The 15,724-nt window shown below is 46.3% G+C and carries 25 protein-coding genes and 1 pseudogene; all 26 read left to right on the top strand.

Features of this window, described 5'->3' with window-relative positions; translation table 11 throughout:
* Complete coding sequence (gene fusA, locus DOT_RS09545) at positions 1–2,079, top strand: elongation factor G (RefSeq protein ID WP_009617604.1); 2,079 nt, start codon at positions 1–3, stop codon at positions 2,077–2,079.
* 80 nt (positions 2,080–2,159) lie between these two features.
* Positions 2,160–3,362 carry an elongation factor Tu gene (tuf, locus tag DOT_RS09540; protein ID WP_009617602.1) on the top strand — a complete coding sequence of 401 codons (1,203 nt, stop codon included), beginning with the start codon at positions 2,160–2,162 and terminating at the stop codon, positions 3,360–3,362.
* 307 nt (positions 3,363–3,669) lie between these two features.
* Entirely contained in the window at positions 3,670–3,975 is a 306-nt protein-coding gene (rpsJ, locus tag DOT_RS09535; protein WP_009617600.1) for a 30S ribosomal protein S10, read from the top strand.
* Between the two features lie 197 nt (positions 3,976–4,172).
* Positions 4,173–4,802 carry a 50S ribosomal protein L3 gene (gene rplC / locus DOT_RS09530; RefSeq protein WP_009617598.1) on the top strand — a complete coding sequence of 210 codons (630 nt, stop codon included), beginning with the start codon at positions 4,173–4,175 and terminating at the stop codon, positions 4,800–4,802.
* A gap of 23 nt (positions 4,803–4,825) precedes the next feature.
* A complete protein-coding gene (gene rplD, locus DOT_RS09525; protein WP_040411750.1) occupies positions 4,826–5,449 on the top strand; it encodes a 50S ribosomal protein L4 in 624 nt (207 codons plus the stop codon).
* Positions 5,449–5,736 carry a 50S ribosomal protein L23 gene (locus DOT_RS09520; protein ID WP_009617595.1) on the top strand — a complete coding sequence of 96 codons (288 nt, stop codon included), beginning with the start codon at positions 5,449–5,451 and terminating at the stop codon, positions 5,734–5,736. The genes rplD and DOT_RS09520 overlap by 1 nt, the downstream gene beginning before the upstream one ends.
* A gap of 33 nt (positions 5,737–5,769) precedes the next feature.
* A complete protein-coding gene (gene rplB / locus DOT_RS09515; RefSeq protein ID WP_009617594.1) occupies positions 5,770–6,597 on the top strand; it encodes a 50S ribosomal protein L2 in 828 nt (275 codons plus the stop codon).
* Between the two features lie 18 nt (positions 6,598–6,615).
* A complete protein-coding gene (gene rpsS / locus DOT_RS09510) occupies positions 6,616–6,897 on the top strand; it encodes a 30S ribosomal protein S19 (RefSeq protein WP_040411748.1) in 282 nt (93 codons plus the stop codon).
* A 22-nt stretch (positions 6,898–6,919) separates the two neighbouring features.
* Positions 6,920–7,261 carry a 50S ribosomal protein L22 gene (gene rplV, locus DOT_RS09505; protein ID WP_009617593.1) on the top strand — a complete coding sequence of 114 codons (342 nt, stop codon included), beginning with the start codon at positions 6,920–6,922 and terminating at the stop codon, positions 7,259–7,261.
* Positions 7,262–7,264: 3 nt separating this feature from the next.
* Complete coding sequence (gene rpsC, locus DOT_RS09500; RefSeq protein ID WP_009617592.1) at positions 7,265–7,927, top strand: 30S ribosomal protein S3; 663 nt, start codon at positions 7,265–7,267, stop codon at positions 7,925–7,927.
* On the top strand, positions 7,928–8,365 hold the full coding sequence (gene rplP, locus DOT_RS09495; RefSeq protein WP_009617591.1) for a 50S ribosomal protein L16: 438 nt from the start codon (positions 7,928–7,930) through the stop codon (positions 8,363–8,365).
* Entirely contained in the window at positions 8,355–8,558 is a 204-nt protein-coding gene (rpmC, locus tag DOT_RS09490; RefSeq protein WP_009617590.1) for a 50S ribosomal protein L29, read from the top strand. The genes rplP and rpmC overlap by 11 nt, the downstream gene beginning before the upstream one ends.
* A gap of 23 nt (positions 8,559–8,581) precedes the next feature.
* Positions 8,582–8,842: a 30S ribosomal protein S17 gene (gene rpsQ, locus DOT_RS09485; protein ID WP_009617589.1), complete on the top strand. Its 261-nt coding sequence runs from the start codon at positions 8,582–8,584 to the stop codon at positions 8,840–8,842.
* A gap of 36 nt (positions 8,843–8,878) precedes the next feature.
* Positions 8,879–9,243: pseudogene (rplN, locus tag DOT_RS09480) on the top strand (50S ribosomal protein L14).
* A gap of 13 nt (positions 9,244–9,256) precedes the next feature.
* Positions 9,257–9,625: a 50S ribosomal protein L24 gene (gene rplX / locus DOT_RS09475; RefSeq protein WP_050809855.1), complete on the top strand. Its 369-nt coding sequence runs from the start codon at positions 9,257–9,259 to the stop codon at positions 9,623–9,625.
* Between the two features lie 20 nt (positions 9,626–9,645).
* Positions 9,646–10,185 (top strand): 50S ribosomal protein L5, encoded by a 540-nt coding sequence (gene rplE / locus DOT_RS09470; RefSeq protein WP_009617579.1) that lies wholly within the window; start codon positions 9,646–9,648, stop codon positions 10,183–10,185.
* 20 nt (positions 10,186–10,205) lie between these two features.
* A complete protein-coding gene (locus DOT_RS09465) occupies positions 10,206–10,391 on the top strand; it encodes a type Z 30S ribosomal protein S14 (RefSeq protein ID WP_014182804.1) in 186 nt (61 codons plus the stop codon).
* Between the two features lie 28 nt (positions 10,392–10,419).
* Positions 10,420–10,818 carry a 30S ribosomal protein S8 gene (rpsH, locus tag DOT_RS09460; protein WP_040411741.1) on the top strand — a complete coding sequence of 133 codons (399 nt, stop codon included), beginning with the start codon at positions 10,420–10,422 and terminating at the stop codon, positions 10,816–10,818.
* Positions 10,819–10,841: 23 nt separating this feature from the next.
* Positions 10,842–11,396, top strand: a complete 555-nt coding sequence (rplF, locus tag DOT_RS09455) for a 50S ribosomal protein L6 (RefSeq protein WP_009617573.1) — start codon at positions 10,842–10,844, stop codon at positions 11,394–11,396.
* 55 nt (positions 11,397–11,451) lie between these two features.
* Positions 11,452–11,820: a 50S ribosomal protein L18 gene (gene rplR, locus DOT_RS09450; RefSeq protein ID WP_009617571.1), complete on the top strand. Its 369-nt coding sequence runs from the start codon at positions 11,452–11,454 to the stop codon at positions 11,818–11,820.
* A 27-nt stretch (positions 11,821–11,847) separates the two neighbouring features.
* The gene (gene rpsE / locus DOT_RS09445; protein ID WP_009617570.1) at positions 11,848–12,348 is read left to right on the top strand and encodes a 30S ribosomal protein S5; all 501 of its coding nucleotides are present in this window, start codon (positions 11,848–11,850) and stop codon (positions 12,346–12,348) included.
* A gap of 12 nt (positions 12,349–12,360) precedes the next feature.
* Positions 12,361–12,543, top strand: a complete 183-nt coding sequence (gene rpmD / locus DOT_RS09440; RefSeq protein WP_009617568.1) for a 50S ribosomal protein L30 — start codon at positions 12,361–12,363, stop codon at positions 12,541–12,543.
* 18 nt (positions 12,544–12,561) lie between these two features.
* Complete coding sequence (gene rplO / locus DOT_RS09435) at positions 12,562–13,002, top strand: 50S ribosomal protein L15 (protein ID WP_009617567.1); 441 nt, start codon at positions 12,562–12,564, stop codon at positions 13,000–13,002.
* Between the two features lies 1 nt (position 13,003).
* The gene (gene secY, locus DOT_RS09430) at positions 13,004–14,290 is read left to right on the top strand and encodes a preprotein translocase subunit SecY (RefSeq protein ID WP_009617565.1); all 1,287 of its coding nucleotides are present in this window, start codon (positions 13,004–13,006) and stop codon (positions 14,288–14,290) included.
* Between the two features lie 13 nt (positions 14,291–14,303).
* Positions 14,304–14,942: an adenylate kinase gene (locus DOT_RS09425; protein ID WP_009617563.1), complete on the top strand. Its 639-nt coding sequence runs from the start codon at positions 14,304–14,306 to the stop codon at positions 14,940–14,942.
* A 5-nt stretch (positions 14,943–14,947) separates the two neighbouring features.
* Positions 14,948–15,694, top strand: coding sequence for a type I methionyl aminopeptidase (gene map, locus DOT_RS09420; protein WP_009617561.1), 747 nt, complete (start codon positions 14,948–14,950; stop codon positions 15,692–15,694).
* Positions 15,695–15,724 lie beyond the last annotated feature (30 nt).

Raw genomic sequence — 15,724 nt, 5'->3', positions numbered from 1 at the left:
GTGGCAAGGCAATTTTCGCTAGAAAAAACGCGTAATATTGGAATTATGGCCCACATCGATGCTGGTAAAACGACCACAACGGAACGCATACTTTTTTACACTGGACGAGTGCATAAAATTGGAGAAGTTCACGATGGTGCGGCTACAATGGACTGGATGGTTCAGGAGCAAGAGCGTGGTATAACTATTACTTCTGCGGCGACAACCTGCCAATGGAGAGATAATCGTATCAACATCATTGATACACCAGGGCACGTGGACTTCACTGTAGAAGTTGAGCGTTCTCTGCGGGTACTTGATGGTGCAGTAGCGGTATTCTGTTCTGTCGGCGGAGTTGAACCACAATCCGAAACCGTCTGGCGTCAAGCGGATAAATACAAAGTTCCACGGATTGCTTTCATTAATAAAATGGACCGGATGGGCGCTGACTTCTTCCGTGGTGTTTCGATGATAGCTGACCGGTTAGGTGCTAATCCTGTTCCGATCCAATTACCAATTGGCGTCGAGGAAAACTTCAAAGGTATCGTGGATTTAGTAACGATGACGTCCACTGTCTATATGGATGACTTAGGCACAACTGAAGAACACAGTGCGATCCCTGAAGACTTGGCCGAATTAGCCACCGAGTATCGTGAGAAGCTGATTGAAGCTGTCGCTGAAACAAGTGAAGAGCTCATGATGAAGTATCTCGAAGGGGCAGAAATCTCTGAGCAAGAAATTCGGGACGGTATACGTCGCGGAGTTGTCGGGAACAAATTTATCCCGGTTCTTTGTGGTTCAGCGTTCAAGAACAAAGGGGTACAACCCCTGCTTGACTGTGTCGTCGATTACATGCCGTCTCCGCTTGACGTGCCACCAATTAAAGGGGTACATCCGGATACAGGCGCAGACGATCAAAGAACAGCTTCGGATTCAGAACCATTTTCAGCACTGGCCTTCAAAATCATGGCTGACCCATTCGTAGGTAAATTGGCCTTCTTTAGAGTGTATTCTGGTGTGTTAAGCGCAGGTTCTTATGTTCATAACTCGACTAAAGGTAAGAAAGAGCGTATTGGACGTATTCTGCAAATGCACGCTAATCACCGTGAAGATATCCAAGAAGTACGTTCAGGGGATATTGCAGCTGCAGTTGGTTTGAAAGACACCACAACCGGAGATACCTTGTGCGATGAGAAAACGCCTATTATCTTAGAAAAAATGGTGTTTCCTGAGCCTGTAATTGATGTGGCGATTGAGCCTAAGACGAAAGCTGACCAGGAAAAAATGGGCGGCGCGCTATCTCGTCTTGCTGAAGAAGATCCGACGTTTAGAATGCGCACGGATATAGAAACTGGGCAAACGATTATTGCTGGGATGGGTGAGCTCCATCTGGAAATTATTGTTGACCGCTTACAGCGGGAATTTAAAGTACAGTGCGACGTAGGTCGTCCACAAGTTGCTTATAAAGAAACCATTCGTAAGACGGTTAAAGCTGAAGGGAAGTTTGTTCGCCAATCTGGTGGTCGTGGACAATACGGTCACTGTTGGGTCGAACTAATGCCTCTTGAGCCAGGCAGCGGTTTTGAGTTTGTCAACAAAGTGGTTGGGGGAGTTATTCCTAGAGAATACATTAACCCGATTGGTGCTGGTATAGAAGAAGCCTTGCAAAATGGTATTCTGGCCGGCTACCCTGTTCTTGACATTCGTGCTACCGTTTATGACGGTTCTTACCACGATGTAGACTCTTCAGAAATGGCCTTTAAGATTGCCGGATCGATGGCCTTTAAAGCAGGTGCCCTCAAAGCTGACCCTGCAATTATTGAGCCTGTCATGAAGGTTGAAGTGACAGTTCCTGAGGAATACATGGGGGACGTCATTGGGGACATCAGTTCACGCCGAGGACGTATAGAAGGAATGGAAGCACGTGGTAATACTCAAGTTGTGCGCGGATTTGTTCCTCTTTCTGAAATGTTTGGTTATTCTACTGACTTGCGTTCAGCCACTCAAGGCCGTGGCGTCTATGTTATGCAGTTTGACCACTATGAAGAAGTACCCAAAGGCATCGCTGAAGGTATTATTGCCAAGCGTCAAGGTGCCTAAGTTGGGTTTGAAGTTCGAATTCGAAGTTCAAAACCTTAATGAATTATACAGTCACTATTATTTTAAAGGAGTGAAGAAAAATGGGAAAAGCGAAATACGAACGTACCAAACCACATGTTAACGTTGGAACCATTGGTCACGTCGACCATGGTAAAACCACCACGACAGCGGCGATCACCGTTGTTCTTTCTAAAGTCGGAGGCGCGGTAGCAACTGCGTTTGACCAAATCGACAAAGCTCCTGAAGAGCGTGAGCGTGGAATTACCATTTCTACAGCCCATGTAGAGTATGAGACAGAGAACCGTCACTATGCACACGTTGACTGCCCAGGCCACGCGGACTATGTTAAAAACATGATCACTGGTGCTGCTCAAATGGACGGCGCGATTCTATGTGTTTCTGCAGCTGACGGCCCAATGCCGCAAACCCGTGAACACATTCTCTTGGCTCGCCAAGTTGGTGTTCCTAGTATTGTTGTATGGCTTAACAAAGCAGACATGGTCGACGATGAAGAACTCTTAGAGTTAGTTGAAATGGAAATTCGCGAACTCTTAAGTATGTATGAATTTGATGGTGACAATATCCCCATCGTTCCTGGTTCAGGTCTCAAAGCCCTTCAATGCGGTTGTGGATCACGTGATTGCGAGTGGTGCGGTAAGATCTGGAATTTGATGGATGCTGTTGACTCTTATATCCCAACTCCAGAACGTGACACCGACAAACCATTCTTGATGCCTGTCGAGGATGTTTTCACGATTACTGGTCGTGGTACTGTGGCAACTGGTCGTGTAGAGCGTGGACGGGTTAAAGTTGGAGACGAAGTCGAAATCGTTGGCTTATCAACAGACTCCCGTAAAACAGTTGTAACTGGAGTTGAAATGTTCCGTAAACTTCTTGATTCTGCCCAAGCCGGTGATAACATTGGTGCGCTACTGCGTGGCGTTGAGCGTAAAGACATCGAGCGTGGTCAAGTTCTAGCCAAGGCTGGATCGATTAAACCTCATACGAAATTCTCAGGTGAGGTTTACATCTTGAATAAAGAAGAGGGTGGACGTCATACACCGTTTTTCCACAACTATCGCCCTCAATTCTACTTCCGTACAACCGATGTAACTGGTGTAATCACTCTTCCAGAGGGAACTGAAATGGTTATGCCGGGAGACCGTGTGACGATTGATGTTGAACTCATCACTCCAATCGCTATGGAAGAAGGACTCCGCTTTGCTATCCGTGAGGGTGGTCGAACCGTTGGTTCAGGCATTGTTGCCAAAATCAACGCCTAATTGAAAACTGAGAGCATTTCGTAGAGAGGAAGAGGTTCTTCTTCTCTACAAGCGAAGGTCGGATACCAAGGCGTCTGATGATTGAGTCCCGTACTCAGCTATCCGCCGTCTGGCATCTGGCCTCTGATTTCTGGCAGGTCGGATAATGGTGTGTCGGATCATTGAGTTCAGTACTGGTCTGGCCTCCGGCATCTGACCTCTGATTTCTGGAACGGCGTAAAAGGTTGCTGGGCAGGTGACTCCCCTTGAACCAGGGAATTTTTACGTCCTAAACCCGTATAACGGGAATTATGAGGAGGTTTAACTTATGAGCCAAAAAATTAGAATCCGGCTTAAAGCATTTGATCACAAAACACTTGACCAATCAGCCGAACGCATCGTAGAAACTGCAAAGCGCACTGGCGCACAAGTCAGCGGTCCGATACCCCTTCCGACTGAGAAAAGCGTCTACACGATTTTACGCTCGCCTCATGTCAACAAAGATTCTCGAGAGCAGTTTGAGATGCGCACTCATAAACGATTGATTGATATTCTTGAGCCTACGTCTAAAACTGTAGATGCGCTTATGCGTTTAGACTTGCCCGCTGGTGTGGACATCGAAATCAAACTCTAATTGGCTCATGAGTAAAAAACATTGCGAACATGAGTAGCTAAATATTATGTTCTGTGATATACTGTCGTTATGTTTGTTGCGAGAAACGCCCGGTAACGTGGAGTAGTTGCCGGGGATTCGCGACAAGGTAAATAAATCGACGCTCTCGTGCTCCAGAATAGTCTGGCGCACTTCAAAGCGTTCAGGAGGTGGCATTCGTGTCAAAAGGAATTTTAGGTAAAAAAATTGGCATGACTCAGATCTTCACAGCAGAAGGTCGTGTTGTTCCAGTCACTGTTGTCGAGGCAGGTCCTTGCCCAGTGGTACAGAAGAAAACTGTTGCGACAGATGGCTACAACGCTATTCAGATTGGCTTCTCGGTGCTTCGGGAAAGCTTAAGCAACAAGCCGAGAAAAGGACATTTCCAAAAGGCTTCACTTAAGCCGATGCGGTATGTTCGTGAGTTCAAGGTCAACGATGTTGATTCTTATGAAATCGGCCAAGAGATTCAGGTTAATCTGTTTGCTGTTGGTGACAAGATTGATGTTGTCGGTACCGCTAAGGGAAAAGGCTTCGCTGGAATGATTAAGAGACATTCTGCAAGTCGTGGACCGATGGCTCATGGTTCAAAGTATCATCGTCGTTCAGGTTCCCTTGGCGCGAAGGGTCCGGCTCGCGTATTTCAAGGTCGTAAGCTGCCAGGACGTATGGGTGGCCAGCGTGTAACAGTACAAAACCTGGAAGTTGTCCGGGTTGATGCAGATAAAAACTTGATCCTGATCAAAGGGGCTCTACCAGGAGCGAATAAATCGTTGCTCATTCTTAAGCCTGCTGTAAAGGCGAAGTAACACTGAGAAAGGAGGAATAAGCAATGCCGAAAGTTCAAGTATTAAATATGCAAGGCACAGCAGTCGGAGAAATCGAACTAAGTGAAAGTGTGTTTGGGATTACCCCAAATGTTCACGTTCTTCATTCAGCGGTTGTGTCACAACTTGCGTCAGCAAGGCGGGGAACGCAATCTGCGTTGTTACGCGGTGAAGTACGCGGAGGTGGACGTAAACCATGGCGTCAAAAAGGAACGGGCCGTGCGCGTTCTGGAAGCAGTCGCTCCCCCGTGTGGAGAGGCGGCGGTGTTGTTTTCGCACCTAAACCACGCAAATATGGCTTCAAATTACCTAAAAAAGTTCGTCGATTGGCTTTGCACTCGGCACTCTCTTCGAAGGTTATGGAGCAACAACTGATTGTCCTTGATGCTTTGAACATGGGTGAAGCCAAAACCCGTGAAATGGTAAAAGTACTCAAAGCTCTTAATGTTGACAAGAAGGCTATGATCGTAATGGATGCTATGGATGAAGCTGTGCAACGTTGCGCTCGCAACCTCGAGGGTGTTAAAACAACGGATGTTGCAGGGATGAATGTGATGGATATTCTTCGCCATGACATTCTTGTAATGACCAAAGCGGCGGTATCAAAAACTGAGGAGGTGTTAGCGTAATGCGCGACGCACGAGATGTCCTCAAAAGTCCGGTAATTTCAGAGAAGTCTGTAGGGCTTGTCGAGGAAAATAAATACTCCTTCTGGGTAAATCCTGCTGCGAACAAAATTGAAATTAAAGCAGCGGTTGAAAAGATGTTTAAAGTAACGGTTGTCGAACTGCGCACCATTAATGTAAACGGCAAAATGAAGCGGGTCGGTAAGTATGTCGGAAAAACATCAAACCGCAAAAAAGCGATTGCTACGCTTAAAGCTGGAGATAAGATTGAAAACTTCGCGGGTCTGTAAGCATCTTGAAGCAAAGGAGGAAAATGAAAATCTATGGCCTTAAAAACATTTAAACCTACATCGCCAAGTCGTCGTAACATGACTGTGTCAACCTTTGAAGAGATTACAAGAACAGAGCCAGAACGTACTTTGTTGAAGCCGTTGACCAAAAAAGCCGGTCGTAATAATGATGGACGATTGAGCGTGCGCCATAAAGGCGGCGGGCATAAGCGAATGTTCCGCGTCATTGATTTCAAGCGGAACAAAGATGGGATCCCTGCTCGTGTAGCAAGCATTGAATATGATCCTAACCGCTCAGCCAATATCGCTTTATTGTATTATCAAGACGGGCTTAAAACCTATATCTTAGCACCAAATGGCTTGCAAGTGGATCAAATGGTTGTTTCTGGTCCAGATGCTGACATTAAAGTTGGCAACACATTGCCACTTCAAAATATTCCAGTGGGTACTCTGCTTCACAACATCGAGATGAAACCAGGTAAAGGGGCACAGATGGTTCGCTCAGCTGGTGGCTCAGCGCAACTAATGGCTAAAGAAGGTTCGTATGCAACGCTCCGACTTCCTTCCGGTGAAATGCGCATGATTCGCATTGAGTGTCGGGCAACTATTGGGCAGGTCGGAAACTTAGACTATGAAAACATCAACATTGGTAAAGCGGGAAGATCACGTTGGTTGGGCATTCGTCCGACAGTACGTGGTTCAGTAATGAACCCTTGTGACCATCCACATGGTGGGGGCGAAGGCCGTAACTCGATTGGTCGTAACCCATGTACTCCTTGGGGAAAACCGGCTCTAGGGGCAAAAACTCGCAAGAAAAAGAATCCGTCGAATCGCTTTATTGTGAAACGGCGCAGTAAGTAGTCGAAAGGAGGCCCATGAATGAGCAGATCTCTAAAAAAAGGACCTTTCGTCGAATCTCGTTTACTCGAACGTGTCGAAGCGATGAACGAATCAGGTGAAAAACGCGTCATCAAGACGTGGTCCAGACGCTCAACAATATTTCCGCAAATGGTCGGACTCACCATTGCGGTTCACGATGGACGGAAACATGTTCCGATATATGTTACCGAAGATATGGTAGGTCATAAATTGGGAGAGTTTTCTCCTACTCGCACCTATAAGGGCCATGCTGGTAGTGAAAAATCCAGCGGCTTACGTTAATTCGAGAGGAGGTTAAAGGCACATGCAAGCAAAAGCAGTGGCAAAATATGTACGTATCTCTCCTCGTAAGGTGCGCCAGGTTGTCAATCTGATCCGCGGCAAAAAGATCAGTGATGCGTTCGCTATTCTTCAATTTACACCCAATGGTTCCACAGACGATGTGACTAAGGTGCTGAAGTCAGCAGTCGCTAATGCAGGACACAACTATGACATGAATGTTGATGATCTGATTATTACTGAAATTTGTGTGGATGAAGGACCGACCTTAAAACGCATCAAGCCTCGAGCCATGGGACGTGCAGACCAAATCCGGAAACGGACGAGTCACATTACTGTGGTTGTGGGCGAGAAGAAGGAGGGCTAAACAGTGGGTCAAAAGGTTAATCCCAAAGGCCTCCGCGTCGGAATTATCCGGGACTGGGAAAGCCGTTGGTATGCAGACAAGAACTACATGGAACTTCTTCATGAAGACTTGAAGATCCGTGCATTTGTAAAAAATAAACTCAAGCAAGCTGGATGCCCAAAAGTTGAGATTGAACGAGCAGCTAGTCGTGTTAAAGTATCGGTTCATGCAGCTAAGCCCGGTATTGTTATCGGTCGAGGTGGTACTGAAGTTGAAAACTTGCGCAAGCAACTTGAAGCAATCACTGGCAAACAAGTTGCAGTCAATATTGTAGAAATCAAGAAGCCGGAAATGGATGCTACCTTAGTAGCAGAAAACATTGCCTTGCAACTTGAAAAAAGGGTGTCCTTCCGTCGGGCAATGAAACAAACTGTTGGCCGGACAATGAGGACAGGTGCACAGGGGATTAAAATTCAATGCAGCGGCCGTTTGGCTGGAGCCGAAATTGCCCGAACTGAATGGTACCATGAAGGGAAAGTACCCCTTCACACACTGCGTGCGGATATTGACTACGGTTTTGCTGAAGCCAATACTACGTATGGAAAGATTGGTATCAAGGTTTGGATATATAAAGGTGAGGTTCTTCCCGCCAAGAAGGTCGTCGCTCAGGTGGAAGGAGGAAACTAGATGTTAGTCCCAACCAGAGTGAAACATCGTAAACAACATCGTGGTCGGATGCACGGTAAGGCTACACGCGGAAACACCATTACATTTGGTGACTTCGGACTTATGGCCTTAGAATGCGGCTGGATAACGAATCGCCAAATTGAGGCTGCTCGTATTGCTATGACCCGTTATATTAAACGTGGTGGTCAAGTTTGGATTAAAATTTTCCCGGATAAGCCAGTTACGGCTAAACCAGCTGAAACTCGGATGGGTAGTGGTAAAGGTTCACCAGAATACTGGGTTGCAGTTGTGAAACCTGGTCGCGTAATGTTTGAGTTGAACGGCGTTACGGAGGAGCAGGCTCGTGAGGCCCTGCGTCTGGCTATGCATAAGCTCCCGATCAAATGTAAGTTCGTTACCCGTGCTGATCAAGAAGGAGGTGACGCAAATGAAAACTAAGGATTTTCGTGACCTGACAAATGATGAAGTATTAAAGGAAATCGACGATTTCAAAACCGAACTGTTTAATTTGCGTTTCCAATTGGCGACGGGTCAACTCGATAACCCAATGCGAATTCGTGAAGTTCGCAAAGGTATTGCTCGCGGTAAAACGATTCTTCGCGAGCGCGAGTTGAAGATTGAACGTGTCTAAGTTGAGAAAGGAGGCTTCTTAGCGTGGAAAGAGCCCTACGTAAAGTTCGGATCGGCAAGGTAGTCAGCGACAAGATGGATAAAACTGTCGTTGTAGCGGTTGAAATTACTGAGCGTCACCCGATTTATAAAAAATCAATTACTCATACGAAAAAATATAAGGCTCATGACGAAAACAATGAAGCGCATATCGGTGACACTGTCTCGATCATGGAAACTCGCCTTTTGAGTAAAGATAAATGCTGGCGTGTCGTTGAAATACTTGAAAAAGCAATTGCCATCTAAAATTCGTTATATTAGTTCGGAAGGGGGTCAAATGGAATGATCCAAGTACAAACTAGGGTTAGAGTTGGAGACAACTCAGGCGCTAAAGAGCTAATGTGTATTCATGTACTCGGCGGTTCAATGCGCCGATATGCATCGATTGGTGATATCATCGTTGCTTCCGTTAAACAAGCAACACCAGGGGGCGTTGTCAAAAAGGGGAAGTTGTCAAGGCTGTTATCGTGCGGACAAAAAAAGAGATTAGACGTCAAGACGGTTCATATATCCGGTTTAGCGAAAATGCTGCAGTCCTCATTAAAGATGACAAAAGCCCGCGCGGAACCCGTATCTTCGGACCAGTTGCTCGCGAACTGCGTGATAATTTTATGAAAATCATATCCCTGGCACCGGAAGTTATCTAAGACCCCATGACGTATGGAGGTGAAGAAAGTGGCTGCTACTAAGCATAAGGTACAACCTGATAAGATACATGTAAAAAAAGGCGACTATGTCATGGTCATCAGCGGTAAGGATGCCGGTAAAAAAGGCAAAATCATCGATGTGATTCTCAAGAAGGGTCGCGTGGTAGTTGAGAAGGCAAACATCGTCAAACGGCATACAAAACCTTCTCAAAGCATGCCTCAAGGTGGCATCGTTCAAAAAGAAGCTCCGATGGCCAGCTCGAATGTTATGTTATACTGCCAAGAGTGTAATTCTGTGACTAGGGTCAGTGTCAAGGTGACGGAAGACGGAAAAGTGCGCGTCTGCAAAAAATGCGGCGTGAATCTACCGGATAAACACTAATCGCGAAAGGAGGGACCCCAGTGGCTCGTCTGAAAGATAGATACCAAAACGAAATCGCTCCTGCCTTACAGCAGAAGTTTGCTTATACAAATGTCATGCAAATTCCTAAAATTGATAAAATCGTAATCAATATGGGTGTTGGTGAAGCGGTTCAAAACTCCAAAGCGATCGATTCTGCTCTTGGAGACTTAATGAAGATCACAGGTCAAAAACCTATTGTCACGCGGGCAAAAAAATCCATTGCAGCATTTAAACTACGTGAAGGGATGCCGATCGGTTGTAAAGTTACCCTGCGTGGTCAACGGATGTATGAATTTATGGATCGCCTTTTAAACGTAGCTTTACCTCGCGTTCGGGACTTCCGTGGTGTTTCAGCGAAAGCGTTTGACGGACGTGGAAATTATACCTTAGGAATTAAGGAACAGTTGATCTTCCCTGAGATGGAGTATGACAAGATCGACAAGCTTCGTGGAATGGATGTAGTCTTTGTAACAACGGCAAAATCGGACGAAGAAGCGCGCGAGTTGCTTCGTGGGTTCGGAATGCCGTACCGTGATTAGAGAAAAGGAGGTTCAAGAGCGTGGCTAAGACATCAATGGTTGTCCGCCAAAACCGTGGACAAAAATTCGCCGTTCGTTCGCATAACCGTTGCAAGCTTTGTGGACGTCCCCATGCTTACATGCGTAAATTCGGAATTTGCCGGATTTGCTTCCGGGAGTTGGCTCACAAAGGGGAACTTCCAGGAGTCACGAAGGCCAGTTGGTAATACATTGTAAGGAAGGGGGACGACTGAAGTGTCAATGTCAGATCCGATTGCAGACTTTTTAACACGTATCCGCAACGCGGGAATGGTTTATCATGATAAAGTCGAGGTGCCAGCATCTCGTATTAAGAAAGAGCTTGCGGAACTGCTTAAAGCAGAAGGGTACATCAAGGATGTAGAATACATTGCCGACGACAAACAAGGCGTGATTCGGATGTATTTGAAATATGGTCCAAACCGTGAGCGTGTTATTACCGGGCTAAAGCGGATAAGCCGTCCGGGACTACGCGTTTATGCGAAGAAGGACGAAATGCCGAAAGTTCTTGGTGGACTCGGAATCGCAGTGATTTCGACATCTAAGGGGATAATGACAGATAAAAAAGCCCGGAAAGAGGGCCTTGGCGGAGAGGTAATCTCCTACATTTGGTAGATATCACAACGGAGGTGCAGTGAATGTCCAGAATTGGCAAGCGCCCCATTGGGATCCCCAGTGGTGTGGACTTCAAAATAGAGGAAAATGTGGTCACTGTTAAGGGTCCTAAGGGTACCTTAACGAGAACAATGCATTCATTGATGAACATTGTTGTCGATGGCCAACAAGTTATTGTTAGTCGACCGAACGATGAGCCGTTGAGCAGATCTTTACATGGCTTGACTCGCACCTTAATCGCTAACATGGTGGAAGGTGTTTCGAACGGATTCACAAAGGGCTTAGATATGGTTGGGGTAGGATATCGTGCTGCCAAGCAAGGAAACAAGCTGGTTTTGACGGTTGGCAAGTCTCACCCCGTTGAACTTACTCCCTTTGAAGGAATTGACTTTGAAGTCCCTGCTCCGAATAAGATCTTAATTAAAGGGATGGATAAAGAACTTGTCGGTGCTTTTGCCGCAGTCGTTCGTTCAGAGCGTGAGCCTGAACCGTATAAAGGCAAAGGAATTCGGTATGAAGGCGAAGTCGTCCGTCGTAAGGTTGGTAAGACCGGCGGTAAAAAGGGCGCTAAGAAGTAATTAAATTGAGGCAAGGGCCAAATCTCTTGCCAGTCGTGAAAGGAGTGAGTTCCCTTTGATTAAGCGCATGGACCGAAAAGCTATCCGCGTTAAAAAGCATAAGAGCATCCGTAAAGCTGTTATCGGAGTTGCAGAGCGACCACGTTTGGCAGTTTTTAGAAGCTTGAATCATATTTACGCTCAAGTAATCAATGATGAGCTCGGTGTGACAATTGTTGCTGCTTCTTCCCTCGATCCAGAGTTCAAAGCTGCCGATTTATCTGGCGGGAATACCGCTGGTGCTCAAAAAGTTGGCGAATTGGTTGCGAAGAAAGCCCTTGAAAAAGGAATTACGCAAGTGGTATTCGATCGTGGAGGAAATGTATATCACGGCCGAATCTCAGCATTGGCGGAATCAGCACGAGAAGCTGGACTCAGCTTCTAAGCTTGAGTAAAGGAGGGAAAAATCAAATTGGCGAAATTCGAAGCTAATAAGTCGGACATGAATGAAAAAGTCGTTCATATAGCCCGTGTTGCCAAAGTTGTTAAAGGTGGACGTCGCTTCAGCTTTAGCGCGCTCGTAGTGGTTGGAGACGGTCACGGTCGTGTTGGCGCAGGACTAGGTAAAGCCGGTGAAGTGCCTGAGGCTATTCGTAAAGGAATCGAAGATGCAAAGAAAAACCTCTTCAGTGTTCCTATGCACGGAACCACAATTACACACCCTATTCTTGGGGTGTTTGGTGCGGGCCAAGTGTTGTTAAAGCCGGCTTCAAAAGGGACTGGAGTTATTGCTGGTGGCGCTGTTCGGGCGGTACTTGAAGCTGCTGGTGTGCATGATATCCTCGCGAAGTCTTTAGGCTCTGCAAACGCACACAATATGGTCAATGCGACGATGGAGGCGTTAAAATCTCTAAAGCGTCCAGAAGAGATTGCCAAACTCCGAGGTAAGACCGTAGGAGAAGTTCTAGGTTAAGGAGGGTTGGTCATGAAAATAAAAGTGACACTAACTAAGAGTCCGATCGGTTATTCAAAAGCACAACACAAAGTGTTACAAGCACTTGGCTTAGGAAAAGTCGGATCAAGTGCAGTTCATGAGGACACCCCTGGGATTCTAGGGATGATTCATAAATGCATGCACTTGGTTACTGTAGAGACACAAGCTCAATAGAAGGAGGTGTGGGCAAGCATGAAACTGCATGAACTAAAGCCTGCTGAAGGATCAACACATGCACCTAAGCGTTTGGGCCGTGGAGTTGGATCTGGACATGGTAAAACTTCCGGTAAAGGACACAAAGGACAAAACTCGCGGGCTGGCGGCGGCGTTCGTCCAGGTTTTGAAGGCGGACAAAATCCACTGTTTCGCCGGATGCCGAAGCGAGGATTTAATAATATCTCAAAGAAAAACATTGTCGTTTTGAATGTCCGGGATTTGGAACGTTTTGAGAATGACACTGTAGTGACAATTGAAAGCCTCTTGGAAAGCGGCCTCATTAAGGCTGTCAAAGATGGCGTTAAGATTCTTGCAACGGGAGAATTGACCAAAGCACTGACTGTCAAAATTGACAAAGTCAGCCCAGCCGCGGCAAAGAAGATTGTTGCGGCGGGTGGAAAAGTAGAGGTGGAATAGGATGATTGTCGATTCCCTGAAGAATGCGTGGAATGTAGCGGATCTCAGGAAAAAAATCGGTTACACCCTTTTGATGTTTCTGATCTTCCGTATCGGAGCACATATTCCAATTCCCTTTATTGATCATGACACACTGAAGAAAATGTTAGGAACCGGCGGTATGTTCGATTTCATGGACACACTTTCCGGAGGTTCCTTTAAAAGGCTGTCTGTTTTTGCATTGAGTATTACGCCATATGTTACAGCCTCCATCATTCTTCAGCTTCTGACAATCGTCATTCCCTCTCTTGAACGCCTTTCTAAAGAGGGTGACTATGGACGCAAAAAGATTACTCAGTATACGCGGTACAGTACCGTGGGCTTGGGATTTATACAAGCCTTCGGGCTGACCTATGGGGTTCGTGGGGCGCTGAATATTCCCAGTCCAGCTTTAAAATGGCCGATTTATCTACTCGTGGCCCTCGTTTTGACCGCTGGAACTGCGTTTCTAATGTGGCTTGGGGAAGCGATCACTGAGAAGGGAATCGGAAACGGCATCTCCCTAATCATCTTTGCAGGAATCGTCTCACGAGTCCCCGATGCTATCAAGTCTCTGTGGAACATGCTAAGAGTTGGTGAAATCAATGCTTTCTCAGTTATTGGTTTGGCTCTGCTCGTGGTTTTTATTACCGCAGGCGTCATTTACGTTCAAGAAGGGACGCGTCGAGTGTCGGTGCAATATGCTAAGAGAGTTGTCGGACGGCGGGTTTATGGAGGGCAAAGCAGTCATATCCCCCTGAAAGTGAACCAAGCTGGAGTAATTCCCGTCATCTTCGCAATTTCTTTACTGGCATTCCCTCAAACTATCGCAACTTGGATACCAACTTCGGCTTTCGCAAGATTTGTAAATACATGGTTTAGTATGAATGGCAGCATAACCTCGATCCCTTATCTATTAGTCTACGGTGTGCTCATTATATTCTTTACTTACTTCTATACTGCAGTTACATTCAATCCTGTTGATGTGGCTGATAATTTAAAGAAGTATGGTGGTTTCATTCCTGGCCTTCGTCCTGGGCGCCCGACGGCTGAATATTTGTCAAAAATATTAAGTCGGATTACGCTAGCCGGTGGTTTATTTCTAGCTTTGATCGCAGTCTTGCCGACACTAGTTATTGGACTCACTGGACTCAAAAACATCTATTTTGGTGGAACATCCCTACTAATTGTGGTTGGGGTTGCGCTCGAGACGATGAAACAAATTGAATCCCAACTTATGTCGAGGCATTATCAAGGTTTTATGAAATAAAGGAGGAAGAGATATGAGAATAATATTAATGGGTGGCCCCGGAGCAGGTAAAGGAACGCAGGCTAATCCACTTGTTGAACGCTTTCATATTCCGCATATTTCTACGGGAGATATGTTTAGGGCAGCTATTAAAGAAGGAACAGCAATGGGCCTAAAGGCTAAGTCATTTATGGATGCTGGAGGTTTGGTTCCTGATGAAGTGACCATTGGGATTGTTGAGGAGCGTTTAGCACAACCCGATTGCGCGGCTGGCTTTCTTCTTGATGGATTTCCACGTACACTAGCGCAAGGTAGTGCATTAGCGGAAATACTTGATCGTCTAGGGATTAAGCTCGATGGTGTAATCAACATTGAAGTCGCGCATGAGGTTTTAATACCTCGCTTAACTGGACGACGGATATGTCGAACATGTGGATCATCTTATCACATGGTCTTTAACAAGCCTGAAAAAGAAGGGGTTTGCCAATGTGGTGGAGAGCTTTATCAGCGTTCCGATGACACGATCGAAACAGCCGAGAATCGTTTAAACGTTTATAATAAGCAAACCGAGCCTTTGATTGCTTTCTACGAAGAAAAAGGATTGGTTAAGCGCATTAATGGGGACCAACCCATTGATAAGGTATTTCAGGATATCCTTCAGGCCTTGGGCTAAACGGCATGATTGAGCTTAAAAATGCGAACCAATTCAGCCGGATGCGTAATGCGGGTCGAATCGTAGGTGAAACCCTTGCCTTAATGCGTGAGCTCGCAAAACCCGGCGTCACGACACTTGAATTGGATCGCATGGCTGAAGAATATATCCGCGCGCAGGGCGCCATACCAGCGTTTAAAGGGTACAATGGTTTCCCGGCGACGCTCTGTACCTCTGTAAATGAACAGGTAGTTCATGGAATACCCGGTTTAAGGTGTTTAGAATCTGGGGATATTATTAGTATTGATTGCGGTGCGGTCATAGACGGGTATTTTGGTGATGCTGCTGTGACCTTACCCATTGGAGAAGTAAGTCCCGATCTCCAGAAACTCTTAAGGGTGACTGAAGAGTCCCTGATGTTGGGTATTGCGCAGGCTAAGATAGGTAATCGTCTTTATGACGTCTCTTACGCGGTCCAATCGCATGTGGAAGCGAACGGGTTTTCTGTCGTGCGGGATTATGTTGGGCACGGGATTGGAAGGGCCATGCATGAGGATCCCCAGATCCCTAATTTTGGCAAACCTGGCCGGGGACCACGACTCGAGGTAGGTATGGCCTTGGCTATTGAGCCCATGGTGAACATGGGTACGTATGAAGTGCAGACGTTAAAGGATCACTGGACTGTAGTTACGAAAGATAAAAGGCCATCGGCCCATTTCGAACACACAGTTGCGATTACGGAAAATGGCCTGGAAATTCTAACTCGATGTTAGGTACGTGCCAAAGGATTGTCAGAGGAGGGG

Source organism: Desulfosporosinus sp. OT (assembly GCF_000224515.1).
Classification (GTDB): Bacteria; Bacillota; Desulfitobacteriia; order Desulfitobacteriales; family Desulfitobacteriaceae; genus Desulfosporosinus.
This window is presented reverse-complemented; position numbering and strand designations above follow the sequence as displayed.

Coding starts and splice junctions, on each gene's coding strand:
- tuf (WP_009617602.1), top strand. CDS start 2,160: ATGGGAAAAGCGAAATACGAACGTACCAAACCACATGTTAACGTTGGA.
- rpsJ (WP_009617600.1), top strand. CDS start 3,670: ATGAGCCAAAAAATTAGAATCCGGCTTAAAGCATTTGATCACAAAACA.
- rplD (WP_040411750.1), top strand. CDS start 4,826: ATGCCGAAAGTTCAAGTATTAAATATGCAAGGCACAGCAGTCGGAGAA.
- DOT_RS09520 (WP_009617595.1), top strand. CDS start 5,449: ATGCGCGACGCACGAGATGTCCTCAAAAGTCCGGTAATTTCAGAGAAG.
- rplB (WP_009617594.1), top strand. CDS start 5,770: ATGGCCTTAAAAACATTTAAACCTACATCGCCAAGTCGTCGTAACATG.
- rpsS (WP_040411748.1), top strand. CDS start 6,616: ATGAGCAGATCTCTAAAAAAAGGACCTTTCGTCGAATCTCGTTTACTC.
- rplV (WP_009617593.1), top strand. CDS start 6,920: ATGCAAGCAAAAGCAGTGGCAAAATATGTACGTATCTCTCCTCGTAAG.
- rplP (WP_009617591.1), top strand. CDS start 7,928: ATGTTAGTCCCAACCAGAGTGAAACATCGTAAACAACATCGTGGTCGG.
- rpmC (WP_009617590.1), top strand. CDS start 8,355: ATGAAAACTAAGGATTTTCGTGACCTGACAAATGATGAAGTATTAAAG.
- rplX (WP_050809855.1), top strand. CDS start 9,257: ATGGAGGTGAAGAAAGTGGCTGCTACTAAGCATAAGGTACAACCTGAT.
- rplF (WP_009617573.1), top strand. CDS start 10,842: ATGTCCAGAATTGGCAAGCGCCCCATTGGGATCCCCAGTGGTGTGGAC.
- rpmD (WP_009617568.1), top strand. CDS start 12,361: ATGAAAATAAAAGTGACACTAACTAAGAGTCCGATCGGTTATTCAAAA.
- rplO (WP_009617567.1), top strand. CDS start 12,562: ATGAAACTGCATGAACTAAAGCCTGCTGAAGGATCAACACATGCACCT.
- secY (WP_009617565.1), top strand. CDS start 13,004: ATGATTGTCGATTCCCTGAAGAATGCGTGGAATGTAGCGGATCTCAGG.
- DOT_RS09425 (WP_009617563.1), top strand. CDS start 14,304: ATGAGAATAATATTAATGGGTGGCCCCGGAGCAGGTAAAGGAACGCAG.
- map (WP_009617561.1), top strand. CDS start 14,948: ATGATTGAGCTTAAAAATGCGAACCAATTCAGCCGGATGCGTAATGCG.